6 protein-coding genes are annotated in these 18,040 nt (G+C 43.8%); 2 read left to right on the top strand and 4 right to left on the bottom strand.

Translation table 11 applies throughout. The annotated features are described in order from the left end of the window. The 4 genes from AAFX28_RS02835 to AAFX28_RS02820 form a co-directional block, all read right to left on the bottom strand. Positions 1–912, bottom strand: coding sequence for an amino acid ABC transporter permease (locus tag AAFX28_RS02835; RefSeq protein ID WP_408685436.1), 912 nt, complete (start codon positions 910–912; stop codon positions 1–3). A gap of 62 nt (positions 913–974) precedes the next feature. Beyond that, positions 975–1,814 carry a transporter substrate-binding domain-containing protein gene (locus AAFX28_RS02830; protein WP_408685434.1) on the bottom strand — a complete coding sequence of 280 codons (840 nt, stop codon included), beginning with the start codon at positions 1,812–1,814 and terminating at the stop codon, positions 975–977. A gap of 11 nt (positions 1,815–1,825) precedes the next feature. Next, positions 1,826–2,620 (bottom strand): amino acid ABC transporter permease, encoded by a 795-nt coding sequence (locus AAFX28_RS02825; protein ID WP_408685433.1) that lies wholly within the window; start codon positions 2,618–2,620, stop codon positions 1,826–1,828. A gap of 2 nt (positions 2,621–2,622) precedes the next feature. After that, a complete protein-coding gene (locus tag AAFX28_RS02820; RefSeq protein WP_408685431.1) occupies positions 2,623–3,339 on the bottom strand; it encodes an amino acid ABC transporter ATP-binding protein in 717 nt (238 codons plus the stop codon). A 308-nt stretch (positions 3,340–3,647) separates the two neighbouring features. Between AAFX28_RS02820 and aroG the strand changes: the two genes are divergently transcribed. Then, positions 3,648–4,703: a 3-deoxy-7-phosphoheptulonate synthase AroG gene (gene aroG / locus AAFX28_RS02815; RefSeq protein ID WP_408685429.1), complete on the top strand. Its 1,056-nt coding sequence runs from the start codon at positions 3,648–3,650 to the stop codon at positions 4,701–4,703. A gap of 542 nt (positions 4,704–5,245) precedes the next feature. Then, on the top strand, positions 5,246–17,995 hold the full coding sequence (locus AAFX28_RS02810) for a retention module-containing protein (protein WP_408685427.1): 12,750 nt from the start codon (positions 5,246–5,248) through the stop codon (positions 17,993–17,995). Positions 17,996–18,040: the final 45 nt, after the last annotated feature.

Below are 18,040 nucleotides of genomic sequence, written 5' to 3'. Positions count from 1 at the left end.
CTAACGACCTAAATGCTTTAAGCTACGCTTCTCTATTGCTCTAAACATCAGCGATAGGGCAAGACATAGCACCAAGTAAATTAGCCCAACAATAAGCCAAATTTCAAAAATCAAACCAGAAGAGTTGGCTATTTCTGTTCCAACAAAGGTCATTTCTTGAATTGAAATCAGAGATACAATTGAAGTGTCTTTGACCAAGGATATCGCTTGTCCTGCAAGTGCAGGGGTAATGGCTGCAAGTACTTGAGGTGCAATCACATAACGATATTTCACCCAAGTTGATAAACCTAGTGAGTCTGCCGCTTCCCACTGTCCGTTAGGGATACTACTCAAACCTGAACGTACCACTTCGGCTACATAAGCAGAAGATAGCAAACCAACACACAGTATGCCTGAGAGTAGGTTTTCCCACAGATTCGCTGGGCCAAAAAGAATGCTTTGAAGCGCATTGACGTCGCCATTGTGCTCACGAAGCAATGTGTCCAGCCCTAGCAACGGAATCAGTTGGTTTGAGATAAAGAAATAGAAGATAAATACAAACACCAGCGGTGGGATATTTCTAATCAACTGGACAAAAGCATTGGCAGGCAGGCGAAGCAGGGTAATGGTCGATTGCCTTGCGATGCCAAGTATCGTACCTAAGCTGAGAGCGAGCAACATACCCCATACACTAATACGGACCGTTGAAATCAATCCTTGAAAGAAATAAGGAAGAGAGCCGTCGGAACGAGGCGTGAAGATCAAAGTAAAAGCATCTTGCCAGCGCCAACTATAGTTAACGCCTGTAATTGAGCGTTCATACAACCAATATCCAGCTAACACCAAAAGAATGGTTAGTACCATATCGAACTTGTTGAATGTCGGTTTTGATTCAATAGAAGACGGATGAGAGAGCGATTTAGCTTTTGACACGTCGAGTAACTTTCCTAGCAGAAAAGCCCTACTCGCATAACAAGAGAGTAGGGCGATGTTGATTATTGACCTGAAGCGATCTGATTTTGCCAATCTAGAGTCGAGAACCAGTATTCGTAGCGTTCTTCCAACCAACCATCTTCAGTACGTGCTTGGATCCATTGGTTAAAGAATGCCTCTTTATCACTTTCACCTAAGCGAACAGCGAATGCTTCGTTTCCTTTCGATAGACGTTCAGTAAAAGGAATGAACAGCTTGTCACTGTTTTTGACTGCTTCGTGTTCTGGTTTTGGGCTAGAAGCGATAACAGCGTGTGCATTTCCATTAAGAACTTCTTGGAATGCCTGTGCATCGTCATCAAACTGTAGAATTTTCGCTTTCGGGAAGGTTTCTCGAGCGACTTGAACAGTAAAAGCACCACGACGAGCAGCGATTTTTACACGGCGTGAGTTAAAATCACTAAACTCAGAGAAGCCCTCACCCAACTGCTTGTTCGCTGCAACCTGAACACCTGAGTGAGAGTATGGTGAGGTAAACAGTACGCTTTTTGAACGCTCGGGAGTGATACTCATACCGCCGATAATGACGTCAAATTTGTTGGCAAGTAGCGCTGGAATAATGCCGTCCCAAGCCGTCGGTACAAACTCCACTTTCCAGCCAGAATCTTGAGCTAGTCTGTTCGCTACATCAATTTCAAAGCCAATTAAATCCCCCTGCTTGTCTCTCATCGCCCAAGGAACGAAAGTAGACATACCGACTCGCAGTGTGCCTCTATCATTGATTTTATCTAGGTTCGGCGTGTCAGACGCCAAACTCGGTAAACTGATAGCCAAGCCTAGTAACGCTGTAATTGCTGCTTTAAAGCCTTTGCCTTTCAGCAGCGCTCTTCCTATGTTTCGCATAGTTTATTTCCTTATTGTGTGCGCCAACTCGCGCCAAGTTTATGTTCCATCCAAGCAGAAAGCCCTGACAACATCAGCGTCAGAGTTAAATAAATTGCAGCGACCGTGAACCAGATTTCAAAAGGCATAGCGGTTTCAGACACAATATTGCGGCCTTCTGTCGTTAAATCAAAAATTGCCATCACGCTAACAATGGACGAGTTTTTAATTAGTGACACGACTTCGTTCGTTAGCGGCGGTAATGTACGTTGCAACAGTTGCGGCAAAACCACGTCATAAAAGGTGAAAAATGGATTCAGCCCTAATGATTTTGCCGCCTCAAATTGACCTTTAGGAATGCTATTTAGGCCGCCACGGAAGATCTCTGCGGTATAAGCACCTTGAAAGAGTGATAGAGCAAGAACGGCTGTAGCAAAGCGGTCGAGGCCTATCACTGGGCCAAATACAAAGTAAAGTAAGTAGATTTGTACTAGTAATGGTGTGTTTCGGATCAGTTCGATATAAACGTTAGCGATACCGCGTCCAACCCAAGAGTTAGAGAGCTTAAGCATCGCAGTAGTTAGACCTATTAATAAGGTAAAACATAAACTTAAAGTTGATATTTTAATGGTAACGACCAGACCTTCTAGCAATTCAGCAGGCCACCATTCGCCATCTTCAAAAAACAGAATGTAATCTGGAACGCGTTCCCATTGCCACTGATAGCCCATACTTTTTGCGCCCGAGTCGAGCAACCACACGACACCGATTAACAGTAGCGTGATTTGAAGCAAGGCAGATAAGACTGGCTTAAGTATTCTCTTCATGGTTAGTGGCTCAAAATCTGTTGCAAGAACTGTTGAGTTCGTGGGTGATTTGGATTCGAGAAGAGTTGCTTGGGCGTGTTAACTTCGAGAATTTCACCTTGGTCCATAAAAATTACGCGGTCGGCGACTTTACGCGCAAACCCCATTTCATGTGTCACGCACATCATAGTGATGCCATCTTTGGCCAAATCAATCATCACATCTAAAACTTCTTGAATCGTTTCTGGATCGAGTGCAGAAGTCGGCTCGTCAAAAAGTAGAATCTCTGGCTGCATGCAAAGTGAACGAGCGATGGCCACCCTTTGTTGCTGGCCGCCAGATAGCTGTATCGGATACTTGTTAGCTTGCTCTTCAATATTAACTCGGCTAAGGAAGTGCAGTGCTCGTTCTTGTGCTTCTAACTTTGACAGACCAAGGGTTCGTATTGGCGCAAGTGTTAGATTCTCGAGTACGGTCAGATGTGGAAACAAGTTAAAGTGCTGAAAAACCATTCCTACTTTGCCAGCACTAGGAAGGGCATTATCTTCTCCAAGTACAGAAATACTGCCATGGGAAATCTTTTCTAAGCCGTTTACGGTACGGATTAATGTGGACTTACCTGAGCCGGATGGTCCACAGATCACTAAGATCTCTCCTTTTAAAACACTTAGGTTAATCCCTTTTAGTGCTTGAAATGAGCCATACCACTTATTGACATTATTAAACTCAATGGCTTTCATGCCTGTTCTTATCTTTTTTCTAATTATACGCTTACCTTAGCAATATCAGCGAGATAATGCATCTTGTACGAAAAGAGGTATCGAAAAAGTAGGCTAATTGTCTCAAAATAACCGTATGTAATTTATATTTTACACGTTATGTAAATTGTAAAAATATAGAAAATATTGCCTTTTATTTAAAATAGTGGTTGCAAGCTTGGTTTTTGCTAGATAAGTTACACAGAACAGGAACAAGAAAGCACGAACGTTTTTTCACCACCTTATTTCGGTGTAGCGTTCAAATCGAGAGAAATAGGAAGAAGTAAGCAATGTTTCAAACTGATGATGTCCGAATTAATAAATCAAAAGAATTATTACCACCAGTTGCGGTTTTAGAGAAGTTTCCGGCAACTGAATCTGCTTCTTCTACAACATTCCGTTCAAGAGAAGCCATTTCAAATATTTTAAAGGGTGAAGATGACCGCTTACTGGTTATTGTTGGCCCATGTTCTATTCATGATACTGAAGCCGCAATCGAATACGGTAAGCGACTAAAAGTTCTTCGTGATGAGCTAGGCGATCGCCTAGAAGTCGTGATGCGTGTGTACTTTGAGAAACCACGTACGACGGTAGGTTGGAAAGGTTTGATCAATGACCCATACCTAAATGACACATTTAAGATCAACGATGGTCTAAGAATGGGCCGTAAACTGCTGCTTGATCTAACAGATATGGGTATGCCAACGGCAAGTGAGTTCCTTGATATGATCACACCTCAATACGTTGCTGATCTTATTAGTTGGGGTGCGATTGGCGCTCGTACTACTGAGTCACAAGTACACCGTGAGCTAGCATCTGGTATTTCATGCCCAGTAGGTTTCAAGAATGGTACAGACGGCAATATTAAGATTGCTTCTGACGCGATTCGTTCTGCAAGTGCATCGCACCATTTCCTATCGGTAACTAAGTACGGTCACTCTGCGATTATTGAAACGGCTGGTAACCCAGACTGTCATATCATTCTTCGTGGTGGTAAAGAGCCAAACTACAGCGCTGATCATGTTGGTGGAATTAAACAAGAACTTGAAGCATCAGGCCTACCTCAAAAAGTAATGATCGACTTCAGCCATGCAAATAGCTCTAAACAGTACCAACGTCAGATAGTTGTTTCTGAAGATGTAGCAGGTCAGATTGCGGGTGGTGAAGATGCTATTTTTGGTGTGATGATTGAATCTCACCTTGTTGAAGGTCGACAAGACCTCATTAATGGTGAAGCTCCAACGTATGGTCAGTCTATTACTGATGCATGTATCGGCTGGGATGATACTGAAATGGTACTACGCCAATTAGCAGATGCAGTTGCAGAGCGTCGCAACAATAAATAATGAGATTTGAGCTTTATACGCTCCAATCGCCATGATGAAAAAGCTCCTTCGGGGGCTTTTTTGTTTTTGATTCATTAATGAATGAACTGGTCTGATTTCGACAGTATATTGAAAAAACATGGAATAACATATTGTAAATATTTTAAGGAATGGTATCCTCTATCACGTAATGGTTCTCAGCGTAATGGATTGCGCATTTCAGGCTTTATGTTTATTGACATATTAATCGGGCATGTATGCCCGTTTTTTTCTCTTCTGTCAGTGAATGCCCTTCTATTTTGTCTATAATCAACTTGTTGCATTTATTCTTCTAAATCTCATTTTTGATACATTTGGCATAATTTTCATTGGAATTACTACCTTAATCACCTATTCCAAGGAAAATTCCCTTTAATTACCTATACTTATAATCGACTGGTTATTTTAAAACGCTTAGTGCAATCTACTGAAAAATAAGAAGTATCTGTATTGTTGTGTTACTCTGAGTTACAAAATTTATAAAAATGTTTCAGTCAAAGGTTTTGAGTAGGTGAGGAGACCTTATGGACGTAGAAGTTGTACGCCAAGCTGCCGTAGTAAAAGAAGTCTCGGGTGATGTGATCGGGGTTAATCCTGATGGCAAAGCTCGTAAGTTGATAGTAGGCGATCAGATCAATTCTGGCGAGATCGTGATTACTTCTAATCGAGCGACTCTTGACATTGAGACGGTGCAATCCGATTTTCATTTTGGTGAAAATTGCATTGCATGTGAGCAAGAACTCGGTGTGTGGGGAGATGCGCCGATTGCTGGTGAGGTTAACTTCGATGTACCTCTTGCTGAGTCAGCATCTATCGATGTTGATGAGTTAGCAGCAATCCAACAAGCTATCCTCGATGGCGTTGACCCGACGCAATTATTGGAAGCAACCGCCGCAGGTGGAGGAGCTGGGTCCGCCAATGCAGGGTTTGTCACCATCGACTACACCGGGGCTGAAGTGCTTGCGAGTACCTTCTTTGAAACCTCTGCGATTTCGAGTAGTGCTCAAGCTTTCGATCAAGATGATGAAATTGCCCCTCTAATCTTAGCTGATGGCGGTGAAAGTCTTAGCGTCCAATTAACAGAGGGTGACTTATCCTCTTCTACCTACCCTGTTTCTTCTACTACTTCTGCAACGATTTTTGCTGGTGGTCTGGCTCTAGACCCCGACTCTTTTGTTCCTGACACACTTTCTCTCACCTCTCTACTCAGTGAACTGAACTCGGATATTACATCAAATGGCGAAGTGGTATCGTTTATCTACAATGCAGCTGACAACGCAATTGTTGGTGTATTAGGTGGAGAAGAAGTACTTCGAATAGATATTGACGTAACCAGTGTTGGAAAAGACGTTAGCTTAGAGCTGACAACGACAATATCTCAACCCATTGACCATGTTCCATCAGTCGGCGGTGGTCAAGTCGCTTTATCCGGTGACCAAATTACTATCTCTTTCGAAGTGACAGGCACAGATATTGGTGGTAACCCAATTCGAACACCGATTGATGCGCAAGTTGCTATCAATGATGGTGTTGCGCCAGAATTTACTTCAATCGATACGGCCAACCTTTATGAAGCTGGTTTGGATGATGGATCGAATGTAGGTCTAACTGACACTGATTACACAGGTACATTAAAGGGTGATCTGGGTAGTGATACAGTTACAGAGTTACAAATCGATGTCGACGCTTTTAATGTCTCTCAGCAAACCTCACCTATTACTTCTCAAGGCCAAACTATCGTTCTTGAAGCGGTCAGTGGACAGCCGGGTAGCTACCTTGGTTATATCACTCTAGAAGGCATCCGAGTTGATGTTCTTAAAATCACAATAGGTGATGTTGCAACGTCGGAGACTGAGTTTAATGCCAGCTATCAAGTCGAGTTGCTTGAAGAAATTGATCAAGCGAGTCAAGGTGGTGCTACAGACAATGATTTCACTGCAATTTCACTCCCTGTATATGCTATTGATGCCGACAATGATCAATCGAGTCGTTCAGATCTGATCATTAATGTTGGCGATGACATTCAAGTCGTAGTGGATGGTAGCTTGAGTGTTGTAGAGCCAACGATTAGTGAGTCTAGTGAAAGTAATAGCATTAATGTGATTGCTCAAGCGGGTGCAGACCAGGGGCAAGTAACGTCATTTACGTTTGATAACGATGAGTACACTTTAGAGTCGGGAAAAACTGAATATCCAGTGACCGATGGTAAAGTGATTATCTCACCAAATGGCACGCTATCGTTCATCCCTAATAGTAATGTTGACCACTCTTTGAACGACGAAGTGAAACACACCATTGTCGTAACCGTTACCGATAAAGATGGCGATGAGCTGACGAGTAACGTTGAATTAACGATTACTGATGGGAAAAATCCTGAAATTGTCGCAATCACAGAAGCCACAGTTTATGAAGCGGGACTCAATGATGGCTCAGGTGTTGGCCCTACTCAAACCGAGTTTTCTGGAACTCTTGCTGGCAACTTAGGCAGTGATAAAGTTACTGACCTTCAGATTGATCTTCAAGCGTTTAAAACCGCACAACAAAGCTCTCCGATCACTTCTCAAGGTGAGACGATAGAGCTCGAAGCGGTGAATGGACAAGCAGGGGTTTACCTTGGTTATATTACCTTAGATGATGGTACGCGAGTCGATGTACTCAGAGTGACGATTGGTGCAATCAGTGAAAACAACGATACGTTTAACGCAAACTATAAAGTAGAGCTTTTACAAGAGATTGATCAGCCGAAACAAGGTGGTGTCGCTGAGAATGATTTCACTGCGATTTCATTGCCTATTTTTGCCACGGATTCTGACAATGATGAGTCTGTACGCTCTAATCTAGTGGTAAATATCGGTGATGATATCCAAGTCGTCACCAATGGAAGTCTTGAAGTGGTTGAGTCGACCATCGGTGGCTCTAATCAGAGTAATATCATTGAGGTAATTAGCCAGGCAGGTGCTGACCAAGGCGAGGTCACTTCGTTCACGTTTGACGGTAATAGTTACACGCTCCAAGAAGGGCAAACAAATTACTCTGTAACAGATGGCAACTCAGTTCCTGTAGGTAAAGTTGTAATTACACCGGATGGAAAAGTCTCTTTCATCCCGAATAGTCAACTCGACCACTCTACGAGCGAAGAGAACAAACACACCATTGTTGTGACTGTGACCGATAAAGATGGCGATAAACTGGAAAGCACCGTCGATCTAGTGATTAAGGATGGTGAGAACCCAGTAATATCTAATATCACGACAGCTACCGTTTATGAGGCTGGTCTAGATGATGGCTCAAAAATTGGTGCCACTGAGACCGAATTTACCGGTAAATTAACAGGGCAACTCGTTAGCGATAGTGTTACTGATGTACAGATTGATCTACAAGCATTTGAAACTGCTCAGCAGACGTCACCGATTACGTCTCAAGGCAAAACAATTGTATTAGAGGCTGTTTCGGGTCAGCAGGGCGTTTATCTAGGTTATATCACGTTAGATAACGGTACCCGAGTTGATGTGCTGAAAGTGACTCTTGGCTCAGTGAGCATGGTGGGGACGGAATTTAGCTCCGATTATACCGTTGAACTGTTGCAAGAGATTGATCAGCCCGCGCAAGGTGGCGCTGTCAGTGGTGATTTTACTAGCATCTCCTTACCTATTTTTGCCACTGATGCGGATAAAGACGAGTCTGTACGTTCAAACCTCGAAATTAAGGTCGGTGATGATATTCAAGTTGTCACCGATGGCAGTATTGAGGTCGTCGAGTCGACCATTGGAGGGGCTAACCAAAGCAACATCATTGATGTGATCTCTAAAACAGGTGCTGATCAAGCCAAAGTGAGCAAAGTCACTTTTGATGGTGATGATGTTCCACTCCTTGACGGTGAAACCGAGTACAAAGTTACGGATGGCACATTGGTCATTACCCTAGATGGCCAAGTCTCGTTTATTCCTGATAGCAATCGCGATCACTCAGGCAGCGAAGAGTTAAAGCACACTATTGTAGTTACGAGCACAGACACTGATGGTGATGCTCTTGTTAGCACGGTGGAACTTACGATCACCGATGGTCAGAACCCAGTGATCACTAATATCACTGAAGCAACTGTCTATGAAGCAGGATTAACTGATGGCTCGGGCATAGCAGGGCAAACTAATACTGAGTTTTCGGGCTCGTTAGTCGGCCAATTGGGCAGTGATAAAGTGACGGGTTTTGAAATTGATCTCAAAGCGTTTGAAACCGCACAGGAAACGTCACCAATCACTTCTCAAGGAAAAGTAGTTGAACTCGAAGCAGTGGATGGACAGCAAGGCGTTTATCTAGGCTATATCACTTTAGACAATGGGACACGAGTCGATGTGCTAAAAGTGACCATTGGCGCTGTAAGTATGACAGGAACCGAATTTAGTTCCGGCTATAAAATTGAACTACTGCAAGAGATTGAACAACCGAAACAAGGTGGTGCCGCTGCTGATGATTTCTCGACAATTTCCCTTCCTATTTTTGCAACAGATACTGATAACGATGAGTCTGTACGTTCAGATTTAGTCATCAAAGTTGGTGATGACATTCAAGTGGTGACCGACGGCGCGATAGAAGTCGTAGAGCCAATAATTGGTCAAACAACACAAAGTGTGACCGTTAATGTGATCACTGAAGCAGGTGCTGATCAGGCTAAGGTAACTGAGGTTAGCTTTGACGGAACGGATATTAAGTTTAATCAGGGCCAAACGGATTACCCTCTTGATCACGGTACCTTAGTGGTGACTGCAGATGGCCAAGTCTCATTTAAACCAAACCCTGAGCTTATTCACCCTGATAATGACCGTATTGAGCACACGATTGTTGTGACTGTAACTGATAGAGATGGTGACAAAACAACCAGTACGGTCGATCTGGTGATTAAAGATGGACAAGATCCGGTGATCACCAATATCACAGCGGGTAATGTGTATGAAGCTGGTTTAACTGATGGCGGCTCTCAACAGGGGGCTACTGAGACGATCGCAACGGGTGAGATTGCGTTCACGACCGGCAGTGATGATGTAACAGAATTAAATATCGATGTTGATGCCTTTAACCTTCTTCCTGCTAATCAAGGGCTGTACTCTAATAACGAACGAGTGATCCTAGAAGAGGTTTCAACTGGCGTATACCGAGGGTTTATCACCAAAGAAGTCAACGGTGTGGATACCGAAATTGATGTCTTTAGTGTCAGCTTTGATCAGTCTAAATTAGGCAACTATAAGTTTGAGTTGTTGCAAGAAGTTGATCACGCTAATCAAGGCCAAGACAACCTTGAAGTTCACCTTCCTGTGTATGCAGTCGATAGAGACAACGATGAGTCTGCCAACCATGATCTCGTGATTAATATTGGCGATGACATGGCTAAGATTAATGGCTTGGGTGCTGGTAGCAATCTATTGGTGAACGAAGATGACACTTCGACGGGATCTTCACCAGGTCAAGCGTATGTCACGGGCACATTCGACACCAACCAAGGTGCGGATACGGTAGTGAAGTATGAGCTAGTCAATATTGGTACTTCTGAAAGTGGCCTTCAATCGGGTGGCTTTAACGTTACTATCAAGGATGTGAGTACTGATCCCGCAACGACCGTTTACCACGGCATTGCCAATGGTATTGTTGTATTCACGCTTGAGTTAGAAAGTGATGGCAGCTACACCTATAGCCAAATTAAAGCGCTAGATCATGCTCAAGGTGAAGATAGCTTAACCATCCCATTTGATGTCGTTGCAGTTGATCGTGATGGGGATGTATCACCGTCTATTCGCTTACCGATTGAAGTGGCGGATGACAAACCAATATTGACGGGTACGACAGGTCAAACGACGGTTGATGAAGATGATCTATCCGGTATTGGCTCGTCACCAAATCTAAGTACAGAGATTTCAGGGAATTTCTCTGTTACTGAAGGTGCGGATGGTGTTGTCGAATATGAGTTGGTGGATGCAAATAAAACTCTAGAGGGGCTTCAATCTGGCGGCGAAACTCTAGAGTGGGCAACGACTTCTACGGCCACAACGTTTACATACACCGCGCAAACCGCGTCAGGTGAACCTGTCTTTACCATTAAATTTAATACTACCGATAATAGCTACACCTTTGAGCTATTAAAACCACTCGATCACCTTGATGGAAATGATCAAAACTCACTCGATATTGACTTTAAGATCAAAGCAACCGACTACGATGGCGACGAAAGTGATGTTATCAGTCTACCGATTACCGTGATTGATGATGTACCAACATTGACTGAACAAGGCATCTCTCGTGTTGAAGGTGAAGGCTTTAATGGCTCTATCGTCGACATGTTTGAAAATGAAACAGATAAAGGGGCCGATGGTGCTTCTTTGACCAAACTTGAAGGGACGACGAGTGACGGTGCAACCATTGTTTTTGGTGGCCCGAAAGGCACTTATTTAGATTCAGTTGATCTAAAAGAGGGTGTGCAAAACGTCAAGGTATATGAGCAAAATCCAAATGACCCAGAGCCTCGCCAGTTAGGAGTACTGCGTATTAACTCTAATGGTGAAGTAGAGTTTAAGGCACAAGGCACTCTTGCTCATCAAGGGGATGAGATTAAGTTCAATGTTAACCTTACCGCAACGGATGGTGACAAAGATACTTCCGTAGCACCACTTGAAATCACTATCACTGACCGTGAATCACAGCCAATCGCACTTAAAGTGAAGACGTTTGAAGATGCCGGTCGAGATAGCCAAATTAAGTATGCATCAGGGGATGAGCCTGAGTGGGAAAACATCCAAGATAACCAATCTGGTATGCCTAATTCTCCAGCTCAAGTATCGCTGTCGGTGAATCTATTCGACCGAGACAATAGCGAAGAAATCGGTCAGCTAACCATTAAAGCGGGTGAGCATCGTGGCACGTTCTACTATGAAGACAATGGTGTGTTGCACAAGTTAGATGTAGACCCCGTGACTGGCGATCTACTTTTAACTAAAGATCATATCCAACAGACCTTTAGCGGAACGAGTGATAATACAACGTCAACGATCAATAACCTCTATTTCGTACCAGATCGTAACTACTCCTCAAATGGTAAAGGCGTAAACATCAACTACCAACTGCAAATCGATAATAATGGTAGCGAAGATCACAGCGTCGATTCTAACTTTAGAATTGAGATAGAAAGCGTTGCTGATATCGCCACTTGGAACGATGGGCGTAGTACTTATGAGTACGAAACGGTAGAAGACCAAAGCAATGTTCGTTTACAGCTCAATGCTGAAACTCAAGACGCAAGTCGTCCTGAAACGATCACTTACGAGCTTAAAGTTGTCGAAGGTGAGGGCCAATTTGAGCTGCAAATTGGAAATCGAGTACTGACTCCTGTTGATGGTGCTTATACGCTTAAGGCATCGGAGATCAACAAAGTCGAAGTCAATCCGAACGACCACTACTCAGGTAAAATTCGTTTGGAAGCGACAGCGATCACCACAGAGCGTTCGAATCCATATAATGATGGTTCAACCGATAAATCTAGTGCTCGATCTGAACCGAAAGACATTATTATTGATGTTAAAGCTGATGCCGATTTAGGCAGCTTCAGTGTCAGTCGTATCTCGATTAACGAAGACAATATTGATGATCCAAATAAAGATCCATCGGCCTCTAACCGCGACCCATTCACGCTAAATGAAGTGATCGACATGAAGCCATCGGTTGATACTGATGGTTCAGAAACGCTTCATGTGCGTATTTCTGATATGACTGAAGGCGCGACCTTAGTTTGGGTTGGAGCGGGCGATAGTCAAATTACGACGGTCACTGTCGATGGTAAGACTTACCAAGAAATCCCTTACGATCAACTGACTAATGTTGAGGTCGTTCCTGAGCTGCATAGCAATAAGGACTTTAAGTTTGATGTGACTGGAGTGGTGAAAGACACGGCACAGTTGTCTGGCAACGTCACACATGTTGATACGCAAGTGATAGGCACTAAAACGGTGAACGTTGAAGTGACGGGCGTAGCCGATATCCCGAGAGGAAATACACTCAACTCTCATTGGGACGGCTTTGTTGATGGTGACATTGCAGGTGTCGAAACAACGATCAAAGAAAATGAAACGGTAGAGCTCGATTTCACTGTCATTTCTGGTGAGAGTATTGCTAAACCAAACGATGGCTCAGAATCTTTAACGGTATTGCTCTCTAATATACCGGAAGGTGTTGAAATTAAAGATGGCAACGGCTCAGTAGTAAACCTTAACTTTGCTGGCTATGAGACGGGGCCAGATGGTCAACCTGATACATCAAAGCCAATTTATGAGGCTAATATTACTGGGCTACAAAAGTCTGGAATTACGATCACTCCGATTAACTCTTCGACAGAGAATATTCATATTAAAGCTACGATCATCGTGACAGAAGATGATGGTCATAGTCGAAGCTTTGAACAAGAAGTCCGCGTTAAGGTTGAGCCTGTAATCAATACTAGCACCACGTATGAAACAGTTTCTAAAGGGTTAGAAGACAAGGCGATCAACATAGATTGGCACCCGAAAGGGCAAGGTGACTATCCTGACTCAGACGAGCACTTCACCTCAATTGTGATTAAAGGTGTCCCTGAGGGCGCAACAGTGGATGTGAACGGCGCTGTGGAATGGAGTTTTGATAGTGCTACCGGAACCATCACGCTTTCACCTCTTGATGGTCAGACTCCGGCAGAGTTTACTCAAATTGCTTTGAAGAGTGATTTCATTCAGATTACGCCACCGCAAGACTCGAGCACTAACTTCACACTGAATACTGTGGTTGAAATCGAAGAACGTGACCACGAATACACCAGTGATAACATTGTGGGTGAAGGCGGCCGAGTAACGGCAACGATTACAGGCACGATCAAAGTGACAGTGACGCCTGTGGTTGAGGACGCTGACAGTAACAATAAATTGGTTGTTGAGAATGAAAGTAGCACTGTCGTTGGTGATAATAGCAATAAGATTGTTGCGAATGACAAGGGCGTTATTAACTTCACCTCCAATGCAGATTCTGCCGATATGCAAGGCGAATACATCATTCGATACCAAGAAACAGATGCGACAGATACTCAGTACGAATCGTCTGAAACGGTAGAAAAGTTAGTCGTCCAATTTGATAACGTTGACCCTCTTATCATGGATCAATTGGTGGTGACAGGGGCATTGTATGAAGGAGGGGGCCGTTGGGTCATCTTAGATGCGAAGTCCTTTAGTATCAGTGCGCCAGCTGGATTAGATTTAACGCCAAGCAATGATAAAGACGATGACCCCGATCGTTTCAGTGATATTGGGTTGACGATTCATGCTCAAGTGCTCGACAAAGGGGACTTAGCTGACACCGACAAGAGTCCTGGCGTAATCGCTGAGCGTAAGACATCGGTGATTCTGTCTTTCCCTGAACATGTCAAAGACGTGAATAATATTGCCGCTGAAATTGATATTGTCGATAACAGTGTTATTACGGCAACGGAAGACTCCGTGTTGGATCTTGGTCACCAACTAAAACCGTTCTTGAAGGTGACCGGAGGAGATAGTAACCCTGATACAGTGACTATCGTGATTGATGACCAATTCACTGAAAACGGTCAAACTTTCTCAATTGGTATTTCAGGCGCGAATGTCGACTTCACTAATGGTAAATATGTCTTTTCTGCCCAGCTTGATGCAGATGGCAACATCAGTTCTTTGGATGGATTACAGCTGACATTACCGAAAGACTATTCTGGTGATTTCAAATTACCTTTGACCATTATTACGACAGATACGACATCTGGTCATAGTGAAACTCACACTGAATCAGTGACGGTTGAGGCTACTCCTATTGCCGATGTCTCTGCGAGTAAACCGGAGATATCACTCAATATTGTGGAATCGCTTGATGATAGCCTAAATCCAATGGCTCAGAATAGCGGTGATATAAAAGGATTTGAAGATAGCTATATTAAGCTCGATCTTGATTATAAGCTGGGTGATAAAGTCTCAAGCACAGACTCTCACAATGAGGGTGGTAATGAGGTTATCTCATCGATCACATTAACTGTAGAAGATGGTACGCCAGGCCAGTTTTATGATCTGACCGGTAAACCATTGGGGAATGAAATCACCTTCAATCAAAGTGATATTGAAAATGGTGCGCTGGACAATATCTTGTTTAGACCAGATGCCAACTACCCGACGAAAGACAGCGGCAACACGATTAATATTAAGGTCTCAGGTGTTGTCACAGATACAGTAGTGTTTGACGTAAATGGTCAAAGCAATCCCCAATCGCACTCAAAACCATTTACCGATACTGTGAGTTTTGAAGTTGAGCCTGTCGTTGATGGCGTTGTTGTTTCAGGACCAGGAGCGACCGGTGGCACTGTTGAACTTGTCGGTACAGAAGACACTGAAATCTCATTGGGCAGCGCTTCTGATCCGGTATCCATATCGTTGACTGATACCGATGGCTCAGAAACGTTCGTCTCGATTAAGTTCACTGATGTACCTGAAGGTTTTCTATTCCACACAGATCCAGGTAGTGATTACGTAATCAAGAACAACGGTGGTGGTGAATGGAGTGTCAAACTCCCTGCAGACGCAACTAGCTCTCTAAACTTGGAAGACATATCAATCCTGCCACCTAAACATTTTAGCGGTACTGCTGAGTTTGGTGTCACAGTGTATACCCAAGAAAACTTGCTAGGTGTACCAGTAGAAGCAAAAAATCTACCAAACTTTAAACTGACGGTAACCCCAGTAGGTGATGCGGTTGATATTGATGCAACGGATAACGTGGCAGGCTCGGAAGGGCAGAATATTGATATTGCTATCAACGCTTCTGTCATTGATAAAGCTTTGTCTGCCTCGGGTAGTGGCACCTATACCGAAAATAGTGCTGAGACGATTCGCGTCGAAGTGACCAATGTTCCTCAAGATGCGAAGATCTACTATCCAGATGGTACCACGTTAGCAAGCTACGACCCTGTGACTAAAATCTGGACGTTAGACATTGCGAAGCAGCAACTCGATAAGATTGTGTTTAATTCTGGTGAGCACAACAGCGACAAAGGCAATGCGCAAGGAATTGATAGCCCAATTCATATTGCGGTTCAGTCGATTGATAATGGTGTACTAGGGCCTAAGTCTGAGTTTGATGTCGAGCTTGTGGTTGATCCAGTTAATGACCAACCAACCTTTGTTAATATCATTAACCTCGAAACGTCAGAAGATGTCATCGGTGGGTTAGCGATCAATCAATTTGAAATCGCCGATGTTGATGCAACTTACGATGATCCAAACGCTACATATACGCTGACTTTACAAGTCGATAGTGGCACATTGGAGTTTGTCAGTGATCAAAATGTTAGCTTCACAATTGCTGCAGATGGAAGCCTTATAGTAACGGGTAAGTTGGCTGATATTAATGCAGCACTAAAAGACGGTAAGGTTATCTTTAAGCCAGATGCTGACAGCAATAATGTTACCGACGGCCCAGTGACCGTAACGGCAACGGTTGACGATGGTGGGAATAACGGCTCGATTGATCCTAATGATAGCTCAACCTCATCGAGCAATCAGGCGACCTTCTTGATTAACGTTACTGAGGTGAATGATGCCCCTGAACCGAAAGATCTCGATTTTGGGACGATGTTAGAAGAAGGCTTCTTGACGATAGATGCTCAAGACCTAATCAATGCAACAGACGACAAAGAAAACGACGATATCACGATTGAACGTCTTACGTTAGTTGAGGGGCAAGGCACCCTTACTCAACAAGGTTCAACGTGGATCTTTGAAGCGGCTCAAGACTACAATGGCCCAGTTAAGTTTAGCTATGTAGTCAAAGATGACGGTACGACCAATGGTCAAGCTGACCACAAAGAGGCAACAGCAAACATTAATGTTGTCGTAGAAGCTGTTAACGATAAGCCAATCATAGATATTGATGACATCACCTCTGTGATCGAAGAATCATCGGGTCAACAAATCAGAGGTATTAATGTTTCAGATGTGGACTATGTTGGAGGTTCCGCAGATGACTTAATGACCGTTACACTGACCGTCGATTATGGAAAGCTGTCGGTAGTTGCACCGGCTGGTGTCATGGTGGCAGGTGATGGGAGTGCTTCTGTAACGCTGACCGGAACACTGACTGAACTGAATGCCTTGATCGATACACCAACGGGTAGCAACGGCGTCTTCATTGATGCAAGCCTAGCGCCTTCTAATTCTATTAGTTTGGAAGTGACCGCAAAAGACAGTTGGAACTCTTCTGGTCTTGCTCTAGAAGCAGAACCTAAGCAGTATGACATCGTGGTTAATCCCGTGGCGAATGCTCCGATATTGTCGCTTGATCCTAAATTCAGCTCTACTAAGAACATCATAGCCACTTCAAACGCTAGTGCTAGTGGAGTTGCTGTGCTGGGCATCATGGCAGCATTAACCGATACAACAGAGGCGCTGACCTTAGAGGTGAAAAACGTCCCAGCGGGAGCGACGTTAGAAAGTAGCTCGGGTACGGTTACTTTTGAGAACAACGTGTGGCATGTTTCGCAAGATGCAATTGATACGTTGAAGGTTAAAGGTGCGAGCGTTGGTGATCACACACTGAAAATCACGGCTGTTTCTGAAGAAGTGAGTGACAATGGCATCAGCCTCGACCGAGCCGAATCGACAAACTCGATTGATATTCACTTAAGCGTTGTATCAAATGCCTCGATCATTGATAAGTCTTCTGAAACTGATGCGGTGCACCTTGATGGTAGTGGCGTCAATGCGACCCTGACCGGGGGAAGTGGTGATGACTATCTAGAAGGTGGAATTGGCCATGATATTTTGGTTGGTGGAGCCGGCAACGATACCTTAATAGGTGGTGACGGGAATGACACTCTAGAAGGCGGTCTAGGTAATGACATCCTAATTGGTGGTACAGGAATGGATACCTTTATCTGGAATGAAATTGATGATGGTGGTCTCGATACAATCAAAGATTTCAATGTCAGTGAAGGAGACAAAATTGATCTGCGTGAAGTGCTACCGGAACTTAAGTCGAATTCAGTGAATATGGATGAATTGCTTAAACACCTTGATGTTCAGGTTGATGGTGACAACGTAGAACTGCACATTCATCCACAAGGGCAAGGAACGCAAGATCAAGGTATTCTGGTCGAGAATCTTGTCCATCAACTGGACAGCGGCTTTAGCGGTATGTCTCATGAGGATAGAGTTTCTTCGCTATTGCAGCATGTCATGGTTCACGACAATAACTAAAACAGCAACGCCCCGTTAAGGGGCGTTTTTACATCTCGATGTAAA

Origin of the sequence: Vibrio sp. TBV020, from assembly GCF_046056895.1 — a bacterium.
In the GTDB taxonomy this organism is placed as follows: Bacteria; Pseudomonadota; Gammaproteobacteria; order Enterobacterales; family Vibrionaceae; genus Vibrio.
The sequence above is the reverse complement of the archived record's forward strand: the minus strand, read 5'-3'. Positions and strand labels throughout refer to the sequence as shown.